Here is a 25,263-nt window from a genome sequence, read left to right as displayed (position 1 = left end):
TCACACGGCGTTTGAGGCGCATGTCGACCTTCGCAACCCGCTAGAATGGGTACTACTTTCGATGTGGAGAACCATTTCTGATGACGCCTGAAGACAACGCCGACGACGCTTCGACGAACGCGCCGACCGAGAACAGCTCCGCGAAGGTCTCCGGCGACTACGGGGCCGACCAGATCCAGATCCTCGAAGGTCTCGAAGCCGTCCGCAAACGGCCCGGCATGTACATCGGCTCCACAGGGCCGCGCGGTCTGCACCACCTCGTGTACGAGATCGTCGACAACTCGGTCGACGAGGCCCTGGCCGGTCATGCCGACAACATCGAGGTCACCATTCTCGAAGACGGCGCGGTGCGCGTGGTCGACAACGGCCGCGGCATCCCTGTCGATCCGCACTCCTCCGATCCCAGCAAGTCGACGGTCGAGGTCGTGCTCACGATCCTGCACGCGGGAGGCAAGTTCGGCGGCGGCGCCTACGCCGTCTCGGGCGGTCTGCACGGCGTCGGCTCGTCGGTGGTCAACGCGCTCTCGACCCGCTTCGACGTCGAGGTCAGGCAGAAGGGCTTCGTCTGGCGGCACCGGTTCGCCGAGGGCGGCGCTCCGCAGCAGCAGCTCGAGAAGGGCGAGCCGACGGAGGAGACCGGCACGACCATCACGTTCTGGCCGGACCCTGAGATCTTCACCGAGACGGTCGACTTCGACTACGACACGCTGCGCACCCGTTTCCAGCAGATGGCGTTCCTGAACAAGGGACTGCGCATCGCGCTGCGCGACGAGCGTCCGGCATCCGCTCTCGAAGACGAGGTCGACGGCACCGTCGTCACCCGCCAGCCGGGCGAGGTGTTCCTCTACGAGCGCGGTCTGGTCGACTACGTCGAGTACCTCAACAAGGTGCGCAAGGCCGAGGTCGTCAACGAGGAGATCATCGCGTTCGAGTCGGAGGACACCGAGCGCAAGATCTCGCTCGAGCTGGCGATGCAGTGGACCACGTCGTACACCGAAAACGTGTTCACCTACGCCAACACGATCAACACCCACGAGGGCGGCACGCACGAAGAGGGCTTCCGCGCCGCGCTGACCAGCCTCGTCAACCGCTACGCCCGGGCGAACAACCTGCTCAAGGAGAAGGACGAGAACCTCTCCGGAGACGACGTCCGCGAGGGCCTCACGGCCGTGATCTCCATCAAGCTGGGCGAGCCGCAGTTCGAGGGCCAGACGAAGACCAAGCTCGGCAACACCGAGGCTAAGGCGTTCACGCAGAAGATCGTGAACGATCAGCTGGGCGACTGGTTCGATCGCAACCCGCAGCAGGCGAAGAACATCATCCGCAAGGCGATCGATGCCGCGACCGCCCGCCTCGCCGCCCGCAAGGCCCGCGAGACCGCCCGCCGGAAGAGCGTGTTCGAGTCGGCCGCGATGCCCGACAAGCTCAAGGACTGCACGAGCAAGGACCCGTCGATCAGCGAGATCTTCCTCGTCGAGGGAGACTCGGCCGGCGGCTCGGCGGTGCAGGGACGCGACCCGCACACCCAGGCCATCCTGGCGCTGCGCGGCAAGATCCTCAACGTCGAGCGGGCGCGACTCGACAAGGCGCTCGGCAACCGCGAGGTCCAGGCGATGATCCAGGCCTTCGGCACGGGCATCGGCGAGGATTTCGACATCGCGAAGGCCCGCTACCACAAGATCGTGCTGATGGCGGATGCCGATGTCGACGGCCAGCACATCACCACCCTGCTGCTCACGCTGCTGTTCCGCTACATGCGCGGGCTCATCGAGGCCGGTTTCGTGTACCTCGCGATGCCCCCGCTGTACCGGCTGAAGTGGTCGAACGCGCCGCACGAGTACGTGTACTCCGACGCCGAGCGCGATGCGCTGCTCGCCCACGGAGCCGAGAACGGCAAGCGCCTGCCGAAGGATGCCGGAGTGCAGCGCTACAAGGGTCTGGGCGAGATGAACGCCAAGGAGCTGTGGGAGACGACGATGGATCACACCACGCGCACCCTCCGACAGATCACCATCGACGACGCCGCCGCGGCGGACGAGATCTTCAGCGTGCTGATGGGTGAGGACGTCGAGTCGCGACGCACCTTCATCCAGCGCAACGCCAAGGACGTCCGCTTCCTCGACATCTGATAGCGCGTTTCGCCTCGCTGCGCTCGCTCAACGACCGGTATCGAAAGAACACACATGACTGACGAAGAACGCCCCGACATCACCGCGGGCCACGAGCACGGCCGCATCAACCAGGTCGACCTGCAGTCCGAGATGCAGCGGTCGTACCTCGACTACGCGATGGCGGTCATCGTCGGCCGTGCGCTGCCCGACGTGCGCGACGGTCTCAAGCCCGTGCACCGCCGCGTGCTGTACGGCATGTACGACGGCGGCTTCCGCCCCGACAAGTCGTTCTCGAAGTGCGCGCGCGTCGTCGGCGAGGTGATGGGTCAGTACCACCCGCACGGTGACACGGCGATCTACGACACCCTCGTGCGCCTCGTGCAGCCGTGGTCGCTGCGGTACCCACTCGCGCTCGGCCAGGGCAACTTCGGCTCCCCCGGCAACATGGGCGCCGCCGCCCCGCGATACACCGAGACGAAGATGGCCCCTCTCGCGCTCGACATGGTGCGCGACATCGAAGAGGACACCGTCGACTTCTCGCCGAACTACGACGGGCAGACGCAGGAGCCCGACGTGCTGCCGGCGCGGTTCCCCAACCTGCTCGTCAACGGGTCGATCGGCATCGCGGTCGGCATGGCGACCAACATCCCGCCGCACAACCTGCGCGAGGTGTCGGCCGCGGCGCTCTGGGCGCTCGAGAACCCGCACCTTCCCCGTGAGGAGCTGCTCGAAGGTCTCATCCAGCGGGTTCCGGGCCCCGACTTCCCGACCGGCGCGCAGATCCTGGGCACGAAGGGCATCCACGAGGCCTACCGCACCGGCCGCGGCTCGATCACCATGCGCGCGATCGTCGAGGTCGAGGAGATCCAGGGCCGCACCTGCCTCGTGATCACCGAGCTGCCCTACCAGGTGAACCCCGACAACCTCGCGGTGAAGATCGGCGACCTGGCCCGCGACGGCAAGATCACCGGCATCGCCGACATCCGCGACGAGTCCTCCGACCGCACCGGTCAGCGCCTCGTCGTCGTGCTCAAGCGCGATGCGGTGGCGAAGGTCGTGCTGAACAACCTCTACAAGCACACCCAGCTGCAGGAGAACTTCGGCGCGAACATGCTGGCGATCGTCGACGGCGTGCCCCGCACGCTCGGCATCGACGGATTCATCACGCACTGGCTCGATCACCAGCTCGACGTCATCGTGCGCCGCACCGGCTTCCGGCTGCGCAAGGCGCAGGCGCGCATGCACATCCTGCAGGGATACCTGAAGGCGCTCGATGCGCTCGACGAGGTCATCGCCCTGATCCGCCGCTCGCCCACCGTCGACGAGGCGCGGGAGGGTCTGAGGACGCTGCTCGACATCGACGACGACCAGGCCGAGGCGATCCTGCAGATGCAGCTGCGCCGCCTGGCGGCCCTCGAGCGGCAGAAGATCATCGACGAGGCCACCGAGCTCGAGGTGAAGATCGCTGACTACAAGGAGATCATCGCGACCGAAGCCCGTCAGCGTGACATCGTGCGCACCGAGCTCACCGAGATCGTCGACCGCTTCGGCGACGAGCGTCGCACGCACATCCTGCACGGCTTCGACGGCGACATGTCGATGGAAGACCTCATCCCTGTCGAGGAGATGGTCGTCACCGTCACCCGCGAGGGATACATCAAGCGCACGCGCAGCGACAACTACCGCTCGCAGCACCGCGGCGGCAAGGGGGTCAAGGGCGCGCAGCTGCGGGCCGACGACCTCGTCGAGCACTTCTTCGTCACCACCACGCACCATTGGCTGCTCTTCTTCACCGACAAGGGGCGCGTCTACCGCACCAAGACGTACGAGGTGCCCGAGGCGGGGCGCGATGCGAAGGGTCAGCACGTGGCGAACCTGCTCGCCCTGCAGCCTGACGAGAAGATCGCCCAGGTGCTCGCCATCAGCGACTACCAGGCGAAGGACTACCTGGTGCTCGCCACCCGCAGCGGCCTGGTGAAGAAGACCCGCCTCGGCGACTACGACACCAACCGCCAGGGCGGCGTCATCGCCATCCGTCTGCGCGAGACCGACGAGCTGGTCAGCGCGAAGCTGGTCGACTCCGACGACGACATCCTGCTCATCAGCGCGAAGGGCATGTCGGTGCGCTTCCACGCGACCGACGAGGCGCTGCGTCCGATGGGCCGCGCCACCGAGGGCGTGCGGGGGATGAAGTTCAAGGACGACGAGGACTGCCTGCTCTCGGCATCCGTCGTGCACGACGACTCGTTCGTCTTCACCGTCACCGACGGCGGGTACGCGAAGCGCACGACGGTCGCCGAATACAAGGTGCAGAAGCGTGGCGGAACGGGCATCAAGGTGGCCAAGCTGAGCGACGAACGGGGCGTTCTCGCGGGTGGTCTCATCGTCTCCGAGGACGACGAGGTCTTGGTGGTTCTCTCCAGCGGCAAGGTGGTACGCTCTGCCGTGGCCGAGGTGCCGGCGAAGGGTCGGGACACGATGGGAGTCGTGTTCGCCCGCATGTCCGGTGACGACCGCATCCTCGCCGTCGCCCGCAACAGCGAGCGCGGCATCGAGGAGGATGACGAGTCTCTCGGCGAGATCGAGGTCTCCGAGCCCGCCACGCCACCCGCTGACACTCCCGAAGCCTGATCCGAAGAGAGCACCGATAGATGAGTACAGTCGCTGACAAGCTGGCGAAGAAGTCCACGCGCAAGACCGGGGGCAAGCAGGTGCGCCTGCGCCTGGTCTACGTCGACTTCTGGTCAGCCGTGAAGCTGTCGTTCCTCGGAGCGGTGGCGCTGGCGATCGTCACGATGGTGTCGTTCTTCCTGGTGTACCTCGTGCTGCAGGCGACGAACGTCATCGCGCAGGTCGGCAAGATCCTCGACACCCTGACCGACGGAGCCATCGACCTGTCGAGCCTGATCGGGCTGCCGCAGATCATGGCCTTCGGCGCGGTCGTCTCGATCCTGAACCTCATCGTCTTCACCGTGCTCGGCGCGGTCATCGCGGGAATCTACAACCTGGCGGTGAAGGTGACCGGCGGGCTGCTCGTCGGATTCATGTCGAACTAGTCTCTCTGCGCGAAGACCCCCGGCCCGTTCGAGGCCCGGGGGTCTTCTCGCATTCCGGTCGTTCCGGGCGATCACACCACGCCGGTGGTGCCGAGCAGGGTGCCGATCAGCCAGGTGACGAGCAGGGCGATCGCGCCGCCGACCACGAGTCTCAGGGACGCCCGCCCCGGTGACGCACCGCCCACCCGTGCCGAGATCACACCCGTGGCGGCCAACGCGAGCAGCACCGCGGCGAAGGTGACGGGCACCCGCCATCCGGGCGGCGGCAGCAAGATGGCCAGAAGGGGCAGCAGCGCCCCGATCGTGAACGAGATCGCCGATGACAGCGCCGCATGCCACGGGTTCACCAGGTCGTGCTGATCGATGCCGAGTTCGACTTCGAGGTGCGCAGCGAGCGCGTCGTGCTCGGTGAGCTCGATCGCCACCTGCTGCGCGGTCTGCTCACTCAGCCCGCGCTGCCGGTAGAGGTCGGCGAGCTCGGCCAGTTCCTCCGATGGCATGGTGCGCAGCTCTTCGCGCTCCTTCTCGATCAGCGCGCGCTCGGTGTCGCGCTGACTGCTCACCGAGACGTACTCGCCCAGGGCCATCGAGATCGCACCGCCCACCAGGCCCGCGAGACCGGCGACGAGCAGTGCCGCATTGTCGGTGGTCGCGCCCGCGACGCCGACGACGAGAGACGCCACCGAGACGATCCCGTCGTTCGCGCCGAGCACCCCGGCGCGCAGCCAGTTCAGTCGCTGCCCCGTTCCGCTCGAGTGCGGCTCGTCGTCGTGCGTTGCGTCGGATGCGCTCATGCAGTCAGTGAATCACGCCGCGAACGCGCCTGCGGGTAGGGAAAACCCGAATGCGGATGTCTGGCTGGCTCCGTGTCGGGATGCTCCGGCGAAACCGTAGCTTTGAGTCATGACCACGAATCCGACTCCCCCGGCACCGCGCCGTTCCGAGGCCGCGCACATCGCGCCGCCGCCGGCGGCGCCCGCACCCGCGGCGCCCGCACTCGCGGCGACTCGGCCGAGCGCGGATGCCGCACGGCCGCCGCTGCGCATAGTCCTCACCATCCTCCAGCTCGCCGCCCTCGGGGCCGTCGGCTCGGCGGCGCTCGCCGCACTGAGTGCGGTGCTCGGCGTCGGGCTCGCGCTGCTGTTCGTCTTCGGCATCGGCCTGCTCTTCCTCGTCGGCGTCGTCTACGCGATCTACGGTGTCGCGTGGTTCGAGGTGCGCCGGGTGGGAAGTCTCTACGGCACCGACCTTCCCGACCTTCGCTGGCGGGAGCGCACCCGGCCCGGCTTCGGCGGGTGGCTGCGGAACCTCGCGCGGCAGTCGATCGACGGGCGCATGTGGCGCACGATGCTCAACTTCGTGCTCGCGTGCATCCTCGGCACGATCGTGCTGCGGGTGTTCTGGGGCGTGATCTGGTCGGTCTTCTTCGCGTTCGCGCCGCTGTCTTCAGAGGGCAGCATCGCGGGACCGTTCGGCAGCTATCTCGCCGTCGAGTGGGCGCCGCTGATCGGCATCGTCGGTGTGATCGTCGGCGTCGGCGGCATGATCGGCCTCGCACTGCTGCATCGCGTGCTGAGTCGAGCACTCGTCATTCCCAGTCGCGAGGCTGAGCTCACCGCTCAGGTGCGCACGACCACGGCGCAGCGCGCCGGAGCGGTGCGCGCAGCTGAGCTCGAGCGCACCCGGATCGAGCGCGACCTGCACGACGGGGTCCAGCCCCGGCTGGTGTCGGTCGGCATGACGCTGGGCCTAGCCCAGCAGAAGATCGACGCGGATCCGGCAGCCGCGAAGGCGCTGATCGACGAGGCGCACACCTCGACCAAGGCGGCGATCACCGAACTCAGGCAGCTGGCCCGCGGCATCCACACCTCCGTGCTCGACGACCGCGGCCTCGACGCCGCGCTGTCGGCCTTGGCCGGCCGCTCGCACATCCCGGTGCAGCTCGACGTGCGCATCGATCCCTCGGCGACGGGTGCCGGCGCCTCCTGCCGCGACGCGGAAGCGGCGGTCTACTTCGCGATCGCCGAGTCGCTGACCAATGCGGCGAAGCATTCCCGCGCCAGCGAATGCCGCGTCGTCGTGCGCAGCCGCGACGGCGGGCTGTGGGCCCGCGTCGAGGACAACGGCATGGGCGGCGCGCAGGTGCAGCCGGGTGGCGGCCTCGACGGGATCACCAACCGTGTGCTCGGCGCGGGCGGCACCTTCCGTCTCGACAGCCCCATGGGCGGTCCGACCAGCCTGGAGGTGAGCGTGCCATGCGCATCCTGATCTGCGAGGACTCGGTTCTTCTGCGCGAAGGACTCGTCCGCCTCCTCGACGACGCCGGCCACGAGGTGGTCGCGGCGCTGCCCGACACGACCGGCCTGATGGATGCCGTCACGGAATCCGCTCCCGACCTGGCGATCCTCGATGTGCGTCTGCCGCCCACGTTCACCGATGAGGGCATCCGCGCGGCGCTCGCCATCCGGGCAGCGTTCCCCGGGCTCGCCATCCTCGTGCTGTCGCAGTATGTCGAGGAGCGCTACGCCAGCGATCTCATCGCCGCCCAGACGGGACAGACGCAGGCCGGCGCCCTCGGCTACCTGCTCAAGGACCGGGTGGCCGACGTCGCCGAGTTCGTCGAGTCGGTCGAGCGCATCGCGGCCGGCGGTACGGTGCTCGACCCCGAGGTGGTCGCGCAGCTGCTCACGCGGCGCAACCGCGACGAGCGGATGCTGCGACTGACCGAGCGCGAGCGCACGGTGCTCGCGCTGATCGCCGAGGGCAAGTCGAACAGTTCGATCGCCGGGATGCTGTTCCTCAGCGAGGCCAGCGTCGAGAAGCACATCACCGCGATCTTCCAGAAGCTCGGGCTGGAGCCCGAAGACGGAAACCGGCGGGTGCTGGCCGCACTCGCGCATATCGAGAACCACGGCTCGGCTGACGCCGGCCGCACGGAACAGGGAGGGCTGCGATGAGCGGCACGAAGAAGAGCATCGGCGCGATCACCGTGGTGATCGCCGCGTTCGGCGGGGCCGTGATGCTCGGCTCCGCGGCATCCGCCGCCGTCACCGGCCTGCAGCAGATCGGCCCGCAGTCGGGGCAGCTGACGGCGGATGTCGAAGGCGTGGGCTCGATCGACGTCGAAGTGGGCGGGGCGAACATGCGCATCATGTTCGACGACGTCGACGACGCCGAGCTCCGGGTCGAAGGCGGGTCCACCGGCGGGTGGCGAATGCGTTCCGACGACGGCCGGCTGACGGTCCGCGGCCCGGATCGCGGGTTCGACTGGTGGAGTCCGAACTGGCTGCGAGGCGACGAGCGGGCGACACTCGTGCTGCCGCTCGCTCTGGAGGGAGTGGATGCGGAGCTCACCCTGCAGGCCGGCCGGCTCGACGTCGCGGGTGAGTTCGCCGATCTGGGAGTCGACGTGCACGCCGGGTCGCTCGCGCTGGCCGGGGATGCTCGCGCGCTCGACATCGAGCTGAACGCCGGGCGCGCCGATGTCGAGCTGCGGGGAGTCGAGCACGCGCAATACCGGATCAGCGCGGGCCGCGTGGTCTCGACGCTCACGAGCGTGCCCGACAGCGTCGACTTCACGGTGTCGGCCGGAGCGCTCGACCTCACGCTGCCCGACGAGGAGTACGACCTGCGCCGCGAGGTGAGCGCAGGATCGCTGGACAGCAGCCTCGATCAGAGCAGCTCCAGCCGGCATCGGATCACGGGGAGCGTCTCCGCCGGATCCGCGACGCTTCGCCCCGGTGGCACCGCGGAATGAGTCGAAACGCCCGGCCTGCCCGCAGGCCGGGCTCGATTCGCTTTTCGGCAGGATCATCCGGTAAAGTCTTGGAGGTTGACGGGGCTATAGCTCAGGCGGTTAGAGCGCTTCACTGATAATGAAGAGGTCCCAGGTTCAAGTCCTGGTAGCCCCACTCCGACAACGGAAATCCCGCGGTGCTCGCACCGTTGGGGGCCTTAGCTCAGTTGGTAGAGCGCTTGCTTTGCAAGCAAGATGTCAGGAGTTCGAATCTCCTAGGCTCCACAGATCGAAAGCCCCGACATCGTCGGGGCTTTCTTCCGCTTCACGGAAGCTCTGTTCTCTTCATCCGCAGACAGTGCCAGGGTGGACGCATGACTCTGCCGCACGCTGACATCGATCCGGACGGACTGCTCGAGTACTCGGTGGTGTTCACCGATCGGTCGCTGAACCACATGTCGACGCGCTTCATCGGCATCATGCAGCAGACGATCGACACCCTCTGCGATGCGTACAGCGCCGACAGCGTCGCGTTCGTCAACGGCGGCGGCAGCTTCGCGATGGAATCCGTCGCGAGGCACCTCGCCACGGGCAGGCGGGCCCTGATCGTGCGCAACGGCCTGTTCTCGTATCGCTGGTCGCAGATCGTCGAGATCGGCGGCATCGCCTCCGACGTCACCGTCTGCCTCGCCCGCCCCGACAGCGACGACGTGCAGGCGGCGTGGGCTCCGGCGCCGATCGACGAGGTGGTCGCCGCCATCCGCGCGAAGCGCCCCGAGGTGGTCTTCGCGCCGCACGTCGAGACGGCCGCCGGCATCATCCTGACCGACGACTACGTGCGCGCGCTCTCCGACGCGGTGCACGAGGTCGGTGGCGTGCTCGTGCTCGACTGCATCGCCTCCGGTGCGATGTGGGTCGACATGCGCGCCCTTGGCGTCGACGTGCTCCTCTCCGCCCCGCAGAAAGGATGGAGCGGGTCGCCGGGAGTCGGGTACGTGATGCTCAGCGGGAAGGGCCGGGATGCCGTGGCATCCGGCACCGCGACCAGCTTCGCCCTCGACCTGAACCGCTGGCTCGGCATCTCCGACGGCTACCGGGACGGCTCGGCAGGCTACCACTCGACCATGCCCACCGACACCATCGCACGCAACCTGCGCCAGATGATCGAGACCCGCGAGCGCGGCTTCGACACGCTGCGCGCCGCGCAGATCGACCTTGGCACGCGCGTGCGCGCGCTGCTCGCCGAGCACGGGATGCCGTCGGTCGCCGCACCGGAGTTCGCTGCGCCGACCGTGGTGGTCGTGCACACCGCCGATCCCGAGCTGCGAACCGGCGCGGCATTCCGGCAGCACGGAGTGCAGGTCGCGGCCGGCGTGCCCCTGCACTGCGACGAGCCGGAGGGCTTCTCGACGTTGCGGGTCGGGCTGTTCGGCCTCGACAAGCTCGGCGACGTGGATGCCGCCGTGGCCCGCCTCGAGCGAGCGCTCATCGATCTTCGCGTCTGAGCCTCGACGGGCACGCCGGAACGCCGTCGTTCCGCGGGCGGGCGACCCCCTCGGTTTATTCTGAAGGGTGCGCCATGCCCATCGTCGACGGTACGCACAGGAGGACTCTGTGGCGGAGATTCTGCGAGTGGAATCAGACGACAGCGCCGATGTCGCGGAGATCTGGAAGACCTTCGTGCCCTCGGCGTCCCTGCTGCACATCGACCCGGCCGAGTTCGCATTCCGGTGGCGGTCGGCGACGCTGAGCGACGTCGCGATCGTGCGATACTCGCTCACCGCCGAGGTGCACTCCCGCGTGCAGCCCGAGGATCAGCTCTTCGCGTGCCGGCTGGTCGCCGCCGACAGCGAGCTGCGCACGCGGCGGTCGATCATCGAACCGGGCATGCCGTGGGCGACCGACAGCGCGCAGGTCGAAGCGGAGTGGAAAGGCACGGCGGAGGTCTCCGCCCTCATCCTCGACCGCATGGCCGCGCAGGAGCTCGCGCGCCGGATCACCGGAGACGAGATGCTCTCGCTGCGGCTGACATCGGTGCATCCGCGCTCGGATCTCGCGGCGCGTCAGTGGATTCGCGCATTCGACTACCTGCTCACTTCGGCGATGTCGCTCGACGGTGCCGACGACGAGCTGATCGAGGCGGGTCTCACCCGTCATGCGCTGACGAGCATCCTCAGCTGCTTCCCCTCGACCTTCTCGTCGGCGATCACCCGCGACGGCGGCGGTCACAGCGCGGCGACCGTGCGCCGCGCGCTGACCTACATCGACGAGAACGCCCACCGCCCGATCACCGTCGATGACGTCGCCGAGTCCGTGCACATCTCGACCCGCGGGCTGCAGTACGCGTTTCGCCGCAGCCTCGACACCACTCCGACCGAGTACCTGCGCCGGGTGCGCCTGGACGGCGCGCATCGCGACCTGCGCGACGGCGGCGACGAGTCGGTGTCTCAGATCGCACGGCGCTGGGGGTTCGCCAACGGCTCGCGGTTCAACGCGCTGTATCGGCAGACATACGGTCGCGCGGCCAAGGAGACGCTGCGGGGGGATTGAGCACGCGAACCGTTCAGAGAACGAACAGCGCTTGCGCATCGCGTCGCGCGGCGCACCCCGAGGATGCACGGGGCGGCGGGGCGCTCGTACGGTGAGCACAAATGGGACTCATCTACTACGGCAACTCACCCGATCCGATCGAGGTGGACGATCGCACGCTCGCCCACATCAAGGTCGTGATCGCGCTGAAGCTGCGCCGAAACGAGAGCTTCACGCTGTCGTGGCGGCATCCTGACGGATCCGGACGATCGACGCTGTGGCTGCACCCCTCGATCCCGCTGCGTTTCAGCTTCGACGAGCCCGTGGCTCCCGAGCTCAGCCAGCAGTGGCTCAGAGAGCTGTCGACCTCCGCGAACACGAGCGGTGGCATCCTGCTCACCGAAGAGCACATCGAGCCCGTCGAGACCGTCTGACCGGAAGCCGGCCGCACCGCGACTACTGTGAGTGCATGGACCTGCGCGTCGCCGCCTACGGGATCGTCACAGACGACGACGGGCACGTGCTGCTGGCCCGGTGGGTCGAGGGGCGTCGCATGGCGTGGACCCTTCCCGGCGGCGGACTCGAGGAGGGCGAGGATCCCGAGCTCGCCGTGCGCCGTGAGCTGCGCGAGGAGACGGGCTTCCGAATCGAGACGACGGCGCTGCTGGGCATCCACTCGCGGGTGATCCCGGCGTCGCGACGCGTGCGCCGCGACGAGAAGAAGCTGCCGCTGCACACGCTGCGGATCGTCTATCGTGCCGAGATCACGGGCGGAGAGCTGCAGTTCGAGAAGAACGGATCCACCGACAAGGCGGCGTGGTTCACCCTCGACGAGGTGGCCGAGCTGCAGCGGGTGAAGCTCGTCGACATCGGCCTGCGAATGGCCGGCCTGCTGCCGACCGCTGCCGGCTGAGCGCTGCGATTCCCGGGCGCCGGGCCGTCGGCCGCGGCGCCTCGCCGACCGTGGGCGACGCGCCATCCGGCGGGGCGAGACGGGCCGGCATACCGTCGTGCGCTGATATCGTGCGAGCATGGCTGCCGCACCCGCAGGGATGCTCGGCCGCTGGCCGGTGTCAGACGGTCGCGGGCAGGGCAGGGCCGACCGCGGTCCCGCTGAGGACGACGGAAGCCGCGCCCGAGATCCTCGCCGGATCCCTCCCGTCGGCCGCTTCCTGGCGGTCGCCGCGCTCACCGGGACGGGCATGCTGGCCGTCGCGGCATCGTTGGGCATTCCGGCGGCGGGGCTGGCCGTGGCGGGCACATCGTTCGCCGCCGCCACTGCGCTGTTCGCTGTGCTGCTGTCGCGCCGTCATCCGCATTCCCGCCTCGGCGCGGCGAACGTGGTCACTCTCGTGCGGATGGCCATCGTCGCGCTGCTGCTGGGTGTGCTCCCCGCGAGCGGCCCCCTCACCGACGCGGTCGTCGTGCTGACGGTAAGCGCCGGCACGCTCGCGCTGGCCCTCGACGGCCTCGACGGCTTCCTGGCCCGCCGTCAGGGAACGGCGTCGCCGTTCGGGGCCTCCTTCGACATGGAGGTCGACGCGGCCTTCGGCCTGGTGCTCGCGCTGCTCGCCATGCACGGCCCGGCCGGTGCGCTCGCACTGCTGCTCGGCCTGCCGCGGTACCTGTTCGCGATCGCCGCCGTCGTCGCTCCCTGGCTCAACGGCCCACTCGACGAGCGGTACAGCCGCAAGGTGGTGTGCGTGGTGCAGCTGATCGCCCTGCTGACGCTGCAGCTGCCCTTCCTGCCCCCGACAGCGGCGGTCGCGCTGGTCGCGGTGACCGGACTGTCGCTGGCGTGGTCGTTCGGCGTCGACGTGCGCGCCCTCTGGAGACGCCGGGTGCCGTCGTGAGCACGACGGACGAACCTGTGACGCGGCACCACCGGGCGCGCCGCCGGCTGATGCGCGCCGTGCAGACCGCCGCCGCCCTCGTGCTGCTGCTGCTCGTCTGGCGCATCGCCGGAGGCGCGGACGCGCTCGACCTCGTCCGCGGCGCGCACGTCGGCTGGCTGGCGGCGGCGCTGATGCTGCTGATGGCGCTGACCGTTCTCGGCGCGCTGCGCTGGCGCCTGACCGCCGCGCCTCTGGGCATCCGGCTCGGCATCCGCCAGGCGATCGGCGAGTACTACCTGGCGCAGCTGGTTAACACCACCGTGCCCGGCGGCGTGCTCGGCGACGTCGGCCGCGCCGCACGCTCGCGCCACGACGCCGGAGCGGCCGCGGCGGCCGGAGCGGTCGTCGTGGAGCGGACGATCGGGCAGTTCGCCATGCTCGTCGTGCTCACCACCGGCTTCGTGGGCACGCTCGTCGTGCGCCCGTCGATCGACTGGCCTCGCCCCGTGCTGACCGCCCTCGCGGTGCTGCTTCCGCTGGCCTGGGGCACGACGCTCGCCGTGCTTCTCAGCCTGCGCGCGCAGCGGGCAGGCTCGGGCCGGGCGGCGCGCGCTGCGCAGGGTCTGCGCCGCAGTCTGCGCGCCGCGCCGTGGCAGCAGGTGATGCTCGGCGCGGCCACGGCGAGCTGCGTGCTCGGCGCGTTCGGCTGCTGCGCGCTCGCGATCGGTGCGCCGCTCAGCTTCGCTGCGGTCGTCTCCGTCGTGCCGCTGGTGCTGCTGGCCATGCTCATCCCCGTCTCGATCGCCGGCTGGGGGGTGCGCGAGGGCGCCGCCGTGGCGCTGCTGCCGATCGCGGGCATCAGCGCCTCGCAGTCCCTCGCGGTCAGCATCGCCTTCGGCCTGACATCCCTGCTCGCCGCGCTGCCGGGAATCGGCGCCGTGTGGGCACGACGGCGCCACTCGAACCGCGGTGACCCGACTCCCCCCGACGTGCACGGCCTGGACGACGTGCGTGCCGCACCGGCGTCGTCACCGAACCGATGACTCGCCTCGAACATCAGGAGACCTCATGAACGACCTGCATCACACCCCCGTGCTCTCGCGCCGCACGCTTCTCGGCGCGGGCGTGCTCGGCATGATCGGTCTCGGCGCCGTGGCCTGCAGCGCGCCCGGGGGCGGCCGGCCGTCGGCCGGCGACCCCGCGAAGGCCTCGCTGCAGCTCTCGTGGCTGCACTCCGTGCAGTTCGCCGGCAGCTACATCGCGCTCGACCGCGGCTGGTGGCGCGACGCGAATCTCGAGGTCAGCCTGCTGCAGGGCGGTCCGAACGCCCCGGTCGAACCGCCGGTGGTGTCGGGAGCGGCGCTGATCGGCATCTCCGCCGCCGACTACACGGCGGCGGCGGTGGCCGAAGGCGCGCCGTTCAAGATCATCGGCGTCGCCATGCAGAAGAACCCCTTCGTGATCGCCTCGCTGCCGGCGAAGCCGGTGAACGAGCCGAAAGACCTCGAGGGCCTGCGCATCGGCATGGCCACCGCGAACACCCCGGTGCTCGAGACGCTGTGCACGCTGAACGACGTCGACATCGATCGCATCGAGGTCGTTCCCACGCAGTACTCCGCGCAGCCGCTGCTGGCGGGAGAGGTGGACTGCCTGCTGTGCTGGGAGACCGATCTGCCCGTGGCGATGGCGGTGCAGGGGGTCGAGTCCGTGACCATGCTGATGGCCGATCACGGCTACGTGCTGCACTCGCAGACCTACATCGCCACCGAGCAGAGCCTGGCCGAGCGCCGCGACGAGCTCGTGGCGCTGATGACCGGTGAGATCCGCGGCTGGGAGAAGTACCGCGAAGACACCGATGCGGCCGCGCAGCTCACGCTGAAGATGTTCCCCGACGCCGGTCTCGACGCCGAGGTGCAGAAGCTGCAGGCGCAGCGGCAGGTTCCGCTGATGTTCTCCGATCTCACCGACGAGCACGGCTTCGGCTGGTGGACCGATGAGACCGTCGAGGCGAATCGCAGGACCCTCGCCCTGCTCGGTCGTGACGTCGATGCCGACCTGTGGGATCGGTCGATCCTGGAGCAGATCCATGGTGGCTGAGCCCCCGGTCGTTCATCTTGCCGGGGCGAGCAGGACGTTCGGTGATCTCGAGGCGCTCACCCCCACCGATCTCACCTTCGCCGCCGGACAGACGACGGCGCTGGTCGGGCCGTCGGGCTGCGGGAAGTCGACCCTGCTGCGCCTCGTCGCCGGTCTGGAGCGGCCCAGCAGCGGCCGGGTCGCCATCGACGACGCCCCACCGAGCGAGGTCGCCGGGCGCGGCGACCTCGCGGTGGCATTCCAGGATCCGTCTCTGCTGCCGTGGCGCACCGTGCGCGGCAACATCGCGCTCGCCCTGCGACTGGCTCGTCGCCCCGCCGATCCGGATGCCGTCGACCGGCTCATCGCGCTGGTGGGTCTGCACGGCTTCGGCGACGCGCGCCCCGCCGAGCTGTCGGGCGGCATGCGTCAGCGTGCGGCGATCGCCCGTGCGCTGGTGACGCGCCCGCGGCTGCTGCTGCTCGACGAGCCCTTCGGCGCGGTCGACGAACTGACCCGGCAGGACCTGCTCGTCGACCTGCCCCCGCTGTGGCGCGAGGGCGGCGCGACGACGCTGCTCGTCACCCACTCGATAGTCGAGGCGGTGCGCCTCGCGGACCGGATCGTCGTGCTCAGCCCGCGTCCGGCGCGGGTGGTGGCCGACGTGGTCGTCGATCTGCCGCATCCCCGCACGGCGGACAGCGTCCGCACCCCGGGCTTCGAGGCCGTCCTCGACGAGGTGACCCTCGCCCTCGCCCGCTCGCGGGGTACGGCGGCCGCATGAGCGCGAGTCCCCCTGTGGTGCGGCGCCGGCTGCTGACCCTGCTCACGGTGCTCGCGCTGCTGCTGCTCTGGGAGGCGGTCGCCCGGCTGCTCGCCGGCGCATACGTGCTGGCCGCGCCGAGTGAGATCCTGCTCACGCTGAAAGACGACGCCGGACTGCTGCTGCGCGCGCTCGGGGTCACCGGCGCCGCGGCGCTCGCCGGTTTCGTGCTGGGAAATCTCGCCGCCGTCGCCCTGGCCGCGCTCGCGGTGCTGCTGCCGCGCACGCAGCCGGTGATCACCACGGTCGCGCTGGTCGTGTTCTGCCTTCCGCTGGTGGCGACCGGCCCCGTGCTGCGGGTGATGCTGGGCCCGGGCGACGGCCCGCAGATCGCCCTGGCCGCGCTCGCGGTGTACTACACCACGATGATCCCCGTGCTGGTCGGTCTGCGCGCCGCCCCGGCCGGCTGGTTCGATCTCGTGCAGAGCTACGGGCGCGGGCATGCCGCCGCCCTGCGGTACGTGCGGGCACGCGCAAGCCTGCCGTACCTCGTCGCCGGGCTGCAGATCGCGGCGCCCGCGGCGTTCCTCGGCGCGATGGTCGGCGAGTTCACCGGCGCCGAGAGCGGACTCGGCGTGCTGACTGTGCGCGCCGCTCGTGATCTCGACGTGCAGCTGACCTGGGCGATCGCCACCGTCGCGACCATCGTGTCGGTGCTCGCCTACGCCCTCGTCGGCGCCGTGGGGCGTCGGATGCACGCGGGCCCGCCTCCGCTCATCCTGGCCCCGCCGCGCCCGCCCGCCTCGGCCGCGCACCGGGTGCGCCGCGCGATGGCATCCGCCGTCGGCTTCATCGTCGTGATCCTCGTGCTGTGGTGGGGTGGGATCATCGTCACCGGGCTGAACCCGTTCTTCGCCCGCACGCCGGTCGACGTCGCGCGCGTGCTGCTCGGCGTCGACGACGAGGGCGCGGTGCGTGACACCCTCGTCGCCGCGCTCGGACAGACGGCCGCGCTCGCCGTGCCCGGCTACCTCGTCGGTCTCGCCGTGGGTGCGGGGCTCGCCATGCTGCTCGTGCTCGCTCCGCCGATCGCGGCGGTGAGCATGCCTCTCGCCATCGCCCTGCGCGCCGTGCCGATCGTCACGACCGCTCCCCTGGTGGTGCTGCTGCTCGGTCGCGGGCCGGTCGGCGGTATCGTCCTCGTGGCGATCATGGTCTTCTTCCCCACGCTCATCGCCTGCCTGCAGGGACTGCGCCAGGCACCGGGGCAGGCACTGGACGTGCTGCGCAGCTACGCGGCATCCGACCTCACCGCCCTGATGCGGGTGCGCGTACCCGCGATGCTGCCGGGCTTCTTCGCCGCCGCGCGGATGAGCGTGCCGGCGGCCGTGCTCGCCGTCACCGTGGTGGAGTGGCTGGCCACCGGTTCGGGGATCGGCAACCTCATGGCGCTGGCGGCGTCGCGCTCGGGATACGACCTGCTCGCCGGAGCGACCGTGCTCGTCACCGCGGCGTCGGCGCTCGGCTACGCACTGGTGGGCGCGGTGGAATCGCGCGTGCTGCGCCGCTACGCACCGGAGCAGCAGTGGTGAGCCGGGCCGTGTTCGCCGTGCCGGGCGACCTGCACACGGTGACCGGCGGCTACGTCTACGAGCGGAACCTGCTGGAGGGGCTGCGCGCGCTCGGCCTCGAGGTCGCCCATCTCGCGCTCGGCGATTCGTTTCCCGAGCCCAGTGCCGCCGATGTCGCTGACGCCGCCGCCGCGCTCGCGGCCGTCGACCGCGGGGTGCCGCTCATCCTCGACGGCTTCCTGGTCGGCGCGATGCCCACCGCGGCGCTCCAGACCGTCACCGCGCCCATGGTCGGCATCGTGCACCACCCCCTCGCGCACGAGGACGGACTCGACGACGCGCGCAGAGAGCACCTGTTCCGCACCGAGCGCGACAACCTGACCCTGCTGCGCGCGGTGCTCGTACCCAGTCCGCACACCGCGCGGATCCTGATCGGCGAATACGAGGTCCCTGCCGAGCGGGTGATCGTCGCCCGGCCGGGAACCGAGCCGCCGCGCCCGCCCACCCCCTCGTCGTCGGCTGTCGGTGCGACGGGCGACACGTCGCCGCTCGTTCTCGCGGTCGGCATCCAGCACCCGCGCAAGGGTCATGACGTGCTGCTGCGCGCACTGGCCCGGCTCGCGGACCTGCCGTGGCGGGCGGTGATCGCGGGCACGCCGCACGACGCCGACCACGTCGAAGAGCTGCGCCGGCTGACCGTCCGGCTGGGTCTGCAGTCGCGGGTGCGGCTGGCCGGCGCGGTGAGCAGCGCCGAGCGCGACGCACTCTACCGAGCGGCGGACGTGTTCGCCCTCGCCACTCGCTACGAGGGATACGGGCTCGTCTTCGACGAGGCCCTCGCCCACGGCCTGCCGATCGTGTCGTGCCGTACCGGAGCGGTTCCCGAGACGGTGCCGCCGGATGCCGGGGTGCTGGCCGCACCCGACGACCCGGAGGCGTTCGCCGATGCGCTGCGCCCGCTGCTCGTCGACCGCGCGCATCGAGCCCGCCTCGCAGCGGCCGCAGCGCGCGCCGGTGCACGGCTGCCGACATGGGAGGACACCGCTGAGGTCGCTGCCGGCGTACTCGACGCGGTGCTCGCCGACGTGGTCGACGGGATGTGAATCAGCGACGGGCGTCGGACGACGCCTCGGGCTGGGAGATGTCGGCGACCGTCGCGCGGTAGGCGCGGATCAGGTCGTCGGCCTCGACGAAGAGACTGTAGCCGTGGGCGCCCGCGCCCATCGCGATGCGCCGCCCGACGATGGTCTCGTCGGCGTACACGGGCCAGTCGGTGGTGCTGCCGATCGGCACGATCGTGCCGCGCTCGAAGCCCGTGGCAGCAAGAGCGAGCTCGGGCTCGGGCAGGCGCAGCCTGTTCACACCGACGATGGCGCGCAGCTTCGGCCACGAGATGGAACGTCCACCGGGAACCAGGGCGAACAGGTACTCGGGCGCGGTCCCCGAGCCCGTCGACGAAGTCTTCACGACGAGGGTCTTCACGATGTCGGACGGCTGCAGGCCGAGAAGGGCTGCTGCCTCCGGGAGACTGCGCGCCTGCGGCCGCTCACGGATCTCGATGTCGAGTCCTCGAGCGGCCGCGGCAGCACGCACCCGCTGATGCGGGTCGGCTTCGATCACGCGTTGGGCGGCGACAGCGGGTCGTCGGCGACCCACAGCTCGTCGTCGGCGCGCAGTGCCTGCCAGGCGGCGGCGACGACGCCGACCGCCGCGGCGACGCCGAGCACGATGGCGACGACCGAGCCGAAGCCCATGCTCTTCTTGGGCGGGGCGACGTGACGGGGGCCCCAGCCGAGATCGTGACGCTTCTTGTTCGCGACATCCCACGCCGACAGCGCGGTTCCCACGACGCCACCCACGACCGGCACGACCCGGTGGTCGACGACGTGCTTGCCGAACTTGACGCCGCGGTCGACGGCGGGTGCGAGGTGACGCTCGTACGAGTCGTGCACGGTGGGCAGGACCTGCTCGCGGTTGAAATGCCCGAGCTGGCGGCCGGCCTCACGGGCGACGTCGGCAGCGTGCCCGACGAGAACCTGCTGCGACTCCCAGAGTCGTCCGGCGTCCTGCTGAAGTCGACGCAGTTCCTTCTTGCGCTTGCGGCTGAGATTCACGTTGCTCTCCCGTCGGTCGGTCGATGTCCGTTCCGCTGATCATCCAATCACAACACACTGGATACGAGCAGAGTCTGGCGGTCGGCGTGAGGAAAGGAGAGAATACGCCGCGCTCGCACAGGGCGGCTCTGCGACAATGGATCCATGCCTCATGCATCTCACGTCGCAACCCTGCACACCAACCACGGTGACATCGTCATCAACCTGTTCGGCGATCACGCTCCGAACACGGTCGCCAACTTCGTCGGCCTCGCCGACGGCTCGAAGGCGTGGACGCACCCCGCCACCGGCAAGCCCGGCGAGGGCGCGCTGTACAAGGACGTCATCTTCCACCGCATCATCCCCAACTTCATGATCCAGGGCGGCGACCCGCTCGGTCAGGGCATCGGCGGTCCCGGGTACAACTTCAACGACGAGATCCACCCCGAGCTGAACTTCAACGACCCGTACGTGCTCGCCATGGCCAACGCCGGCCTGCGCCGCAACGCCATCACCGGCCAGGCCGAGGGCACCAACGGCTCGCAGTTCTTCATCACGACCGACCCGACCCCGTGGCTGCAGGGCAAGCACACCATCTTCGGCGTCGTCGCCGATGACGCCTCGAAGGCTGTCGTCGACGAGATCGCCGCGGTGCGCACCGGCGCGCAGGACCGTCCCGTCGAGGACGTCGTGCTGCACTCCGTCGACGTCGTCGCCAACTGACCCACGACCGCTCGAGCCGATCCGGATGACCTCTCCTGATTTCACGCGCAACCGCGAGAACTTCTGCTACCGGCATCCGGATCGGCAGAGCTTCGTGCTCTGCCAGCGCTGCACGCGCACTGTCTGCGCCGACTGCCAGACCCAGGCGCCGGTCGGCGTCATCTGCCCCGAGTGCATGAAGGCCGACCGCAAGGACCGGACGCCCGCGCAGCGCCGAGCCGAGCGTGCCTGGCGCTCCGGGGGCGGCTCCTCGCAGCCCATCGCGACGTACGCCATCATCGCGGTCACCTCGGTGGTGGGCGTGCTGCAGCTGCTGCTCGGCCCGATCATCAACGGGACTCTGCTGTTCGCGACGCCGTACCTCTTCCCCGACATGTTCGGCGGCGACTTCTCGTTCCAGCCGTGGCGGCTGCTGACGACGATGCTCGTGCACTCGGGCATCACGCACTTCCTGCTGAACATGCTCGCGCTGTGGATGATCGGTCGCAGTCTCGAGCCGCTGCTCGGCCGATGGCGGTTCGTCGCCCTCTACCTCATCGGCGGACTCGGCGGCTCGGTGGCGATGGCCGTGCTCGATCCTGTCGCCGCCACGGTCGGCGCCTCCGGCGGCATCTTCGCCCTGATGGGTGCGCTGCTCGTGATCGGTCGGCACATCGGCGCCAACATCCGCGGGATCCTGGTGATTCTCGCGATCAATCTCGCCATCGGGTTCATCCAGACGCTCAACATCGCCTGGCAGGCACACATCGGAGGAGCGGCCGTCGGCGCGCTGATCGGCCTGATCTTCGCCCGCACCCGCCGGCACTCGCAGCGCACGGTTCAGATCCTGCTGCTCGTCGTGCTCACCGTCGTGCTTCTGGCGGTCGCGTTCCTGGTGTCTCCGATGGTGCTGCGCAGCCTGTTCTGACGCCGCCCCAGAGGCGAGGAGCGCGGTTCTGCACATCCTCTGCACAGGCTGTCCACACGGCTCTGCACAGCATTCCCGGCGGTTATCCACAGGTCTGTCCACACCTGGGGAGAATTACACCGATGTTATTCACAGGTGGAGAGGGTTGTTAACAACATGCTGGGGAAAGCGAGACGCCCCCTCACCACAGGGTGAGGAGGCGTCGGAGCACGGGCTCATGGGCCCGCGCCGGCTGGAGTGTCAGCGCCAGCGGGTCGTCATCAGAAAGCCGATGAGTGCGATGCCCAGACCGATTCCGAGGTTCCACGAGTCGAGACCCGGGATGGGGAAGCGCGAGCCCGAGATGTAGTAGACGAGGATCCACGCCAGGCCGAGCAGCATGAAGCCGACCATGACGGGCTTGAACCACACGGCGTTCGGGGCGGCATCGCCCTCGGGACGCTCGACGGCGGGTTCTTCGGGATTGCGGTCACGTGCCATGCGCATCATTCTAGCCGGGCGAATAGACTTCCCCCTATGCATGCGGTCGCGACGTCCCCGGCCCCGCTGCGGGGCGCGGAACCGGCTCGTCGACGCTCGCACGCGACGGTGGCCAGCGTCATCGGCGAGCTGCTGCTCACCGCCGGTGCGGTGGTGCTGCTGTTCGTGGCGTGGCAGATGTGGATCGGCGACCTCATCATCGGCGCCGAGAACAACGCCAAGGGCGCTCAGCTGTCTGCCCAGTGGGCCGAGCTCCCGCATCCCGAACCGCCACCGGTCGTGCAGCAGGGCGACGAGACGGTCTACGAGCCACCGCTGCTGGCGCACCCGGGGGATGCCCAGATCTTCGCGAACATGCGCATCCCGCGCTTCGGCGACGACTACAACGTGCACATCGCGGGCGGCACCACACGCGAGCGCACTCTCGACAGAATCGGCATCGGTCTCTACAAGCAGTCGAAGATGCCGGGAGAGGTGGGCAACTTCTCGCTCGCCGGTCACCGCACCACGTGGGGCAAGCCGTTCAACCTCATCGACACGCTGCGTCTCGACGACGCGATCGTCGTCGAGACCGAGGCCGGCTGGTACACCTACCGGTTCCGCAACCTGCAATACGTGAAGCCGTCGGCCGGCGACGTGCTGCTCGACGTGCCCCAGATGCCGCAGGTCGCCCCGTCAGATCGGTTCATCACCCTCACCGCGTGCTCGCCGCTGTACTCGCTCGCCGAGCGCATCGTCGCGTACGGGGTGTTCGAGAGCTTCCAACCGCGCGCCGAGGGTCCGCCCGCCTCGCTGGCATCCGCCGACGCGGCCGGTGCGTCTGCCGAAGGAGTCCGCTGATGTACGCCGCTCTCTGGCGCCTCCTGCCCGGACCGTGGTGGCTGCGCCTGCTGCTCGTGCTCGTGCTCGTGGCAGCCGCCCTCTACGGGCTGTTCTTCCATGTGTTCCCCTGGATCAGCCCGCTGATCACCCCCGGCGAGGTGGACCTGCAGTGACGTCGCGGGTGCTCGTGGTCGACAACCACGACAGCTTCGTGCACACCCTGATCGGCTACCTCCGCGAGCTCGGTGCCGAGGTGGTGATGGTGGAGGCGGATGGCGCGGGCGCCGCTCCGGATGCCGAGGTGCGCCGTCACTGGCGAGAGCGTCTGCGCGGGTTCGACGCCGTGATGATCTCGCCCGGACCCGGCTCACCCGCAGACGCCGGCGCCTCGATCGAGGTCGTGCGCCTGGCCGCGCAGACGAGGATGCCGCTGCTCGGCGTCTGCCTGGGACACCAGACGATCGGCGAGGCCTTCGGCGGCGCGGTGGGAGCCGCCCCCGAGCTGATGCACGGCATGGTCTCGCAGGTGAGCCATGACGGATCAGCGCTGTTCGACGGCATCCCCTCGCCGTTCGCCGTCGGACGCTACCACTCACTCGCCCTCGACGACGCGTCCCTGCCGCCGACGCTGCGCGTCACCGCACGGGCCGAGCACGGCACGATCATGGCGGTGGCCCACGACACGCTGCCCATCGACGGCGTGCAGTTCCACCCCGAGAGCGTGCTCACCGAGCACGGGCACCGCCTGCTCGGCAACTGGCTCGCGTCGGTCTCGTCGGCAGAGTTCGGGCGTCAGCCGGCCGGGGGAACGCAGTAGCGCAGCTCGACGGTGGAGTGGATGGGCACCTCGCCCGGCGACTTCGACATCGAGGCGACCACGTTCGGCGTCTGCCCCTCAGCGCACGGGCCGAGCTCGACGGGCTCCGCGGTGAGGCCCAGCTTCTCGAGCTGGCCCTTCGCCGCATCCATCGAGAAGCCCGTCATGTCCTCGAGCGTGACGTAGCCGTTGGCGACGACCAGGTCGATGACCGTGCCCGGGGCGACCTGCGCACCGGCCCGCTCGCTCGCGCTGAGCACGGTTCCCGCCTGGGCGTCCTTGTCGTTCTGGGGACGCACCGTGCCGAGCGCGAGCCGAGCGTCGTCGAGCACCTGCTTCGCGGCATCCTGCGACAGTCCCTCGACCACCGGCATCTCCACCGTGTCGGCGCCGGTCGAGACGTACACGATGACCGAGGTGCCTGCCGTCAGCTTCGCCCCGGTGGTGGGGGCCGAGCGGATGACGTGTCCTTCGTCGAAATCCACGCTCGCCTCTTCGCGCATGTCGGGGATCAGCCCCCGTTCCTCGAGGGCGTTCTCGGCGTCGGTGGCCGTGAGGTTCACGAGGTTCGGCACGGTGACCGACGACGTCGGAACGTCCTTCGGCTGCACGGCCAGAGTGACCACCCAGATGAGCACCGAGACCAGAAGAACCGCGAGCAGGGCGACCCCCGCCCAGATCCACGCCACCGGAGGGCCCGACTGGGTGCGGGTCATGGTGGTGTCCGAGCTCAGCTGACGCAGCGACCGAGCGGTCTCCTGCGCCTGGCGCGGGTTGGATCCGTAGAGCTCGCTGGTGAGCGCGCCGATCTCCCTCTTGGACGGCGTCTCGCCGTCGGCGACCGCCTTGAGGGCCAGACGGAACGATCCTGCGTCGGGGAACCGCTGGTAAGGGTCCTTAGCGAGAGCGCGCAGCACGATGGCATCCATCGATCGGGGCAGCTGCTCGTTGACCTCGGTCGGCGGCAGCGGCGTCTCGCTGACGTGCTGGTAGGCGACGGCCACGGGGGAGTCGCCGCGGAACGGCTGACGGCCCGTGAGCATCTCGTACAGCACGACCCCGGCCGAATAGAGGTCGGTGCGCGCATCGACCGACTCGCCCTTCGCCTGCTCGGGTGAGAAGTACGCGGCGGTGCCGAGGATCTGCGTCGTCTCGGCGACGGTCGACGACGAGTCGGACACGGCACGCGCGATGCCGAAGTCCATCACCTTCACGGTGCCCTTGTCGGTGATCATCACGTTGCCCGGCTTGATGTCGCGGTGCACGACGCCGGCGCGGTGCGAGTACTCGAGTGCCTCGAGGATGCCGTCCTCGTAGCGGATCGCGTCGGCGACGGGAAGCGGCCCCCGCGCGATGATGTCCTTGAGCAGGGTGCCGTGCACCAGCTCCATCACGATGTACGGCTCGGTCTGCTCGGTCGAAGCGCTGGACTTCTGCGCTCCGGACGCGGTCGAGTGGGTCCCTGAGCCCGTCGAAGGGTCGCCGGCGTCGTAGACGCGCACGATCGAGGGATGCGACATGCGCGAGGCCGCCTGCGCTTCGAGACGGAACCGGGTGCGGAACGCCGTGTCGCGCGCGAGATCCGGGTCGAGGATCTTGATCGCGACCTCGCGACCCAGCGTCAGGTCGTAGCCACGGTGCACGCTGGCCATGCCACCCTGACCGATGACCTCATCGACGCGGTAGCGACCCGCGATGATGCGCGGCTCTGGCGACACAGACGACTCCCCTCAGACCTCGTGGA

General features: G+C 69.6%; 26 protein-coding genes and 2 tRNA genes. 23 read left to right on the top strand and 5 right to left on the bottom strand.

The window, feature by feature from the left end; genetic code table 11:
- The first annotated feature begins 80 nt into the window (after positions 1-80).
- Genes gyrB through ACWGSM_RS04570 form a run of 3 tightly spaced genes read left to right on the top strand, consistent with a single transcriptional unit; the run spans position 81 to position 5,167 of the window.
- Positions 81-2,129 (top strand): DNA topoisomerase (ATP-hydrolyzing) subunit B, encoded by a 2,049-nt coding sequence (gene gyrB, locus ACWGSM_RS04580; RefSeq protein ID WP_452321781.1) that lies wholly within the window; start codon positions 81-83, stop codon positions 2,127-2,129.
- 54 nt (positions 2,130-2,183) lie between these two features.
- Positions 2,184-4,742, top strand: a complete 2,559-nt coding sequence (gyrA, locus tag ACWGSM_RS04575) for a DNA gyrase subunit A (protein ID WP_452321780.1) — start codon at positions 2,184-2,186, stop codon at positions 4,740-4,742.
- A 20-nt stretch (positions 4,743-4,762) separates the two neighbouring features.
- Positions 4,763-5,167, top strand: coding sequence for a DUF3566 domain-containing protein (locus ACWGSM_RS04570; protein WP_101188886.1), 405 nt, complete (start codon positions 4,763-4,765; stop codon positions 5,165-5,167).
- A 71-nt stretch (positions 5,168-5,238) separates the two neighbouring features.
- Here the strand turns inward: ACWGSM_RS04570 and ACWGSM_RS04565 are convergent, their stop codons facing one another.
- Positions 5,239-5,961 (bottom strand): VIT1/CCC1 transporter family protein, encoded by a 723-nt coding sequence (locus ACWGSM_RS04565; protein WP_452321779.1) that lies wholly within the window; start codon positions 5,959-5,961, stop codon positions 5,239-5,241.
- 109 nt (positions 5,962-6,070) lie between these two features.
- On the opposite strand from ACWGSM_RS04565, the gene ACWGSM_RS04560 reads away from it, so the two are divergent.
- The 15 genes from ACWGSM_RS04560 to ACWGSM_RS04490 all read left to right on the top strand — a co-directional run bounded on the left by ACWGSM_RS04560 (position 6,071) and on the right by ACWGSM_RS04490 (position 18,780).
- The gene (locus ACWGSM_RS04560; RefSeq protein WP_452321778.1) at positions 6,071-7,435 is read left to right on the top strand and encodes a histidine kinase; all 1,365 of its coding nucleotides are present in this window, start codon (positions 6,071-6,073) and stop codon (positions 7,433-7,435) included.
- Positions 7,423-8,124: a LuxR C-terminal-related transcriptional regulator gene (locus ACWGSM_RS04555; protein ID WP_452321777.1), complete on the top strand. Its 702-nt coding sequence runs from the start codon at positions 7,423-7,425 to the stop codon at positions 8,122-8,124. The genes ACWGSM_RS04560 and ACWGSM_RS04555 overlap by 13 nt, the downstream gene beginning before the upstream one ends.
- Positions 8,121-8,924, top strand: a complete 804-nt coding sequence (locus ACWGSM_RS04550; protein ID WP_452321776.1) for a hypothetical protein — start codon at positions 8,121-8,123, stop codon at positions 8,922-8,924. The genes ACWGSM_RS04555 and ACWGSM_RS04550 overlap by 4 nt, the downstream gene beginning before the upstream one ends.
- A gap of 80 nt (positions 8,925-9,004) precedes the next feature.
- Positions 9,005-9,078 (top strand) — tRNA-Ile (locus ACWGSM_RS04545).
- 37 nt (positions 9,079-9,115) lie between these two features.
- A tRNA-Ala gene (locus ACWGSM_RS04540) sits at positions 9,116-9,188 on the top strand.
- An 89-nt stretch (positions 9,189-9,277) separates the two neighbouring features.
- The gene (locus tag ACWGSM_RS04535) at positions 9,278-10,408 is read left to right on the top strand and encodes an aminotransferase class V-fold PLP-dependent enzyme (RefSeq protein WP_452321775.1); all 1,131 of its coding nucleotides are present in this window, start codon (positions 9,278-9,280) and stop codon (positions 10,406-10,408) included.
- A 127-nt stretch (positions 10,409-10,535) separates the two neighbouring features.
- A complete protein-coding gene (locus ACWGSM_RS04530) occupies positions 10,536-11,453 on the top strand; it encodes a helix-turn-helix transcriptional regulator (RefSeq protein WP_452321774.1) in 918 nt (305 codons plus the stop codon).
- Between the two features lie 101 nt (positions 11,454-11,554).
- Positions 11,555-11,866, top strand: coding sequence for a DUF7882 family protein (locus ACWGSM_RS04525; RefSeq protein ID WP_452321773.1), 312 nt, complete (start codon positions 11,555-11,557; stop codon positions 11,864-11,866).
- A 35-nt stretch (positions 11,867-11,901) separates the two neighbouring features.
- Positions 11,902-12,345, top strand: a complete 444-nt coding sequence (locus tag ACWGSM_RS04520; protein WP_452321772.1) for an NUDIX hydrolase — start codon at positions 11,902-11,904, stop codon at positions 12,343-12,345.
- A 118-nt stretch (positions 12,346-12,463) separates the two neighbouring features.
- The gene (locus ACWGSM_RS04515; RefSeq protein ID WP_452321771.1) at positions 12,464-13,285 is read left to right on the top strand and encodes a CDP-alcohol phosphatidyltransferase family protein; all 822 of its coding nucleotides are present in this window, start codon (positions 12,464-12,466) and stop codon (positions 13,283-13,285) included.
- Between the two features lie 17 nt (positions 13,286-13,302).
- The gene (locus ACWGSM_RS04510; protein WP_452321770.1) at positions 13,303-14,310 is read left to right on the top strand and encodes a lysylphosphatidylglycerol synthase transmembrane domain-containing protein; all 1,008 of its coding nucleotides are present in this window, start codon (positions 13,303-13,305) and stop codon (positions 14,308-14,310) included.
- Between the two features lie 25 nt (positions 14,311-14,335).
- Positions 14,336-15,364 carry an ABC transporter substrate-binding protein gene (locus ACWGSM_RS04505; protein ID WP_452321769.1) on the top strand — a complete coding sequence of 343 codons (1,029 nt, stop codon included), beginning with the start codon at positions 14,336-14,338 and terminating at the stop codon, positions 15,362-15,364.
- A complete protein-coding gene (locus tag ACWGSM_RS04500; RefSeq protein ID WP_452321768.1) occupies positions 15,354-16,127 on the top strand; it encodes an ABC transporter ATP-binding protein in 774 nt (257 codons plus the stop codon). The genes ACWGSM_RS04505 and ACWGSM_RS04500 overlap by 11 nt, the downstream gene beginning before the upstream one ends.
- Complete coding sequence (locus ACWGSM_RS04495) at positions 16,124-17,698, top strand: ABC transporter permease (RefSeq protein ID WP_452321767.1); 1,575 nt, start codon at positions 16,124-16,126, stop codon at positions 17,696-17,698. Before ACWGSM_RS04500 ends, ACWGSM_RS04495 begins: the two co-directional genes overlap by 4 nt.
- A complete protein-coding gene (locus tag ACWGSM_RS04490; RefSeq protein WP_452321766.1) occupies positions 17,695-18,780 on the top strand; it encodes a glycosyltransferase family 4 protein in 1,086 nt (361 codons plus the stop codon). The genes ACWGSM_RS04495 and ACWGSM_RS04490 overlap by 4 nt, the downstream gene beginning before the upstream one ends.
- Position 18,781: 1 nt before the next feature.
- On the opposite strand, the gene ACWGSM_RS04485 is transcribed toward ACWGSM_RS04490, so the two are convergent.
- Positions 18,782-19,270 (bottom strand): aminoacyl-tRNA deacylase, encoded by a 489-nt coding sequence (locus ACWGSM_RS04485; protein WP_452321883.1) that lies wholly within the window; start codon positions 19,268-19,270, stop codon positions 18,782-18,784.
- Between the two features lie 23 nt (positions 19,271-19,293).
- The gene (locus ACWGSM_RS04480) at positions 19,294-19,791 is read right to left on the bottom strand and encodes a DNA helicase (protein WP_452321765.1); all 498 of its coding nucleotides are present in this window, start codon (positions 19,789-19,791) and stop codon (positions 19,294-19,296) included.
- Between the two features lie 144 nt (positions 19,792-19,935).
- Between ACWGSM_RS04480 and ACWGSM_RS04475 the strand changes: the two genes are divergently transcribed.
- Positions 19,936-20,493 (top strand): peptidylprolyl isomerase, encoded by a 558-nt coding sequence (locus ACWGSM_RS04475; protein ID WP_313357467.1) that lies wholly within the window; start codon positions 19,936-19,938, stop codon positions 20,491-20,493.
- Between the two features lie 25 nt (positions 20,494-20,518).
- The gene (locus tag ACWGSM_RS04470; protein WP_452321764.1) at positions 20,519-21,400 is read left to right on the top strand and encodes a rhomboid family intramembrane serine protease; all 882 of its coding nucleotides are present in this window, start codon (positions 20,519-20,521) and stop codon (positions 21,398-21,400) included.
- A 240-nt stretch (positions 21,401-21,640) separates the two neighbouring features.
- Here ACWGSM_RS04470 and ACWGSM_RS04465 read toward each other — a convergent pair whose 3' ends face one another.
- Positions 21,641-21,880, bottom strand: a complete 240-nt coding sequence (locus ACWGSM_RS04465; protein ID WP_071642807.1) for a cell division protein CrgA — start codon at positions 21,878-21,880, stop codon at positions 21,641-21,643.
- A 36-nt stretch (positions 21,881-21,916) separates the two neighbouring features.
- Between ACWGSM_RS04465 and ACWGSM_RS04460 the strand changes: the two genes are divergently transcribed.
- Genes ACWGSM_RS04460 through ACWGSM_RS04450 form a run of 3 tightly spaced genes read left to right on the top strand, consistent with a single transcriptional unit; the run spans position 21,917 to position 23,519 of the window.
- Positions 21,917-22,720, top strand: a complete 804-nt coding sequence (locus tag ACWGSM_RS04460) for a class E sortase (RefSeq protein ID WP_452321763.1) — start codon at positions 21,917-21,919, stop codon at positions 22,718-22,720.
- Entirely contained in the window at positions 22,720-22,875 is a 156-nt protein-coding gene (locus tag ACWGSM_RS04455) for a hypothetical protein (protein WP_313357473.1), read from the top strand. Before ACWGSM_RS04460 ends, ACWGSM_RS04455 begins: the two co-directional genes overlap by 1 nt.
- A complete protein-coding gene (locus ACWGSM_RS04450; protein WP_452321762.1) occupies positions 22,872-23,519 on the top strand; it encodes an anthranilate synthase component II in 648 nt (215 codons plus the stop codon). Before ACWGSM_RS04455 ends, ACWGSM_RS04450 begins: the two co-directional genes overlap by 4 nt.
- On the opposite strand, the gene pknB is transcribed toward ACWGSM_RS04450, so the two are convergent.
- Positions 23,495-25,237, bottom strand: a complete 1,743-nt coding sequence (gene pknB, locus ACWGSM_RS04445) for a Stk1 family PASTA domain-containing Ser/Thr kinase (protein WP_452321761.1) — start codon at positions 25,235-25,237, stop codon at positions 23,495-23,497. The two genes, ACWGSM_RS04450 and pknB, sit on opposite strands and share 25 nt — an antisense overlap.
- Between the last annotated feature and the right edge of the window lie 26 nt (positions 25,238-25,263).

The sequence above is a fragment of the Microbacterium sp. NPDC055521 genome, from assembly GCF_053619695.1.
Note: the sequence above shows the minus strand (reverse complement) of the source record. Positions and strands in the feature narration are given on the sequence as shown.

Excerpts from the sequence above, each read along its gene's own strand:
- gyrB (WP_452321781.1), top strand. The coding sequence starts at position 81 with ATGACGCCTGAAGACAACGCCGACGACGCTTCGACGAACGCGCCGACC.
- ACWGSM_RS04455 (WP_313357473.1), top strand. The coding sequence starts at position 22,720 with ATGTACGCCGCTCTCTGGCGCCTCCTGCCCGGACCGTGGTGGCTGCGC.
- ACWGSM_RS04475 (WP_313357467.1), top strand. The coding sequence starts at position 19,936 with ATGCCTCATGCATCTCACGTCGCAACCCTGCACACCAACCACGGTGAC.
- ACWGSM_RS04525 (WP_452321773.1), top strand. The coding sequence starts at position 11,555 with ATGGGACTCATCTACTACGGCAACTCACCCGATCCGATCGAGGTGGAC.
- ACWGSM_RS04535 (WP_452321775.1), top strand. The coding sequence starts at position 9,278 with ATGACTCTGCCGCACGCTGACATCGATCCGGACGGACTGCTCGAGTAC.
- ACWGSM_RS04520 (WP_452321772.1), top strand. The coding sequence starts at position 11,902 with ATGGACCTGCGCGTCGCCGCCTACGGGATCGTCACAGACGACGACGGG.
- ACWGSM_RS04465 (WP_071642807.1), bottom strand. The coding sequence starts at position 21,880 with ATGGCACGTGACCGCAATCCCGAAGAACCCGCCGTCGAGCGTCCCGAG.
- ACWGSM_RS04495 (WP_452321767.1), top strand. The coding sequence starts at position 16,124 with ATGAGCGCGAGTCCCCCTGTGGTGCGGCGCCGGCTGCTGACCCTGCTC.
- ACWGSM_RS04555 (WP_452321777.1), top strand. The coding sequence starts at position 7,423 with ATGCGCATCCTGATCTGCGAGGACTCGGTTCTTCTGCGCGAAGGACTC.
- ACWGSM_RS04560 (WP_452321778.1), top strand. The coding sequence starts at position 6,071 with ATGACCACGAATCCGACTCCCCCGGCACCGCGCCGTTCCGAGGCCGCG.
- ACWGSM_RS04505 (WP_452321769.1), top strand. The coding sequence starts at position 14,336 with ATGAACGACCTGCATCACACCCCCGTGCTCTCGCGCCGCACGCTTCTC.
- ACWGSM_RS04470 (WP_452321764.1), top strand. The coding sequence starts at position 20,519 with ATGACCTCTCCTGATTTCACGCGCAACCGCGAGAACTTCTGCTACCGG.
- ACWGSM_RS04550 (WP_452321776.1), top strand. The coding sequence starts at position 8,121 with ATGAGCGGCACGAAGAAGAGCATCGGCGCGATCACCGTGGTGATCGCC.
- ACWGSM_RS04460 (WP_452321763.1), top strand. The coding sequence starts at position 21,917 with ATGCATGCGGTCGCGACGTCCCCGGCCCCGCTGCGGGGCGCGGAACCG.
- ACWGSM_RS04570 (WP_101188886.1), top strand. The coding sequence starts at position 4,763 with ATGAGTACAGTCGCTGACAAGCTGGCGAAGAAGTCCACGCGCAAGACC.
- ACWGSM_RS04515 (WP_452321771.1), top strand. The coding sequence starts at position 12,464 with ATGGCTGCCGCACCCGCAGGGATGCTCGGCCGCTGGCCGGTGTCAGAC.
- ACWGSM_RS04500 (WP_452321768.1), top strand. The coding sequence starts at position 15,354 with ATGGTGGCTGAGCCCCCGGTCGTTCATCTTGCCGGGGCGAGCAGGACG.
- ACWGSM_RS04565 (WP_452321779.1), bottom strand. The coding sequence starts at position 5,961 with ATGAGCGCATCCGACGCAACGCACGACGACGAGCCGCACTCGAGCGGA.
- gyrA (WP_452321780.1), top strand. The coding sequence starts at position 2,184 with ATGACTGACGAAGAACGCCCCGACATCACCGCGGGCCACGAGCACGGC.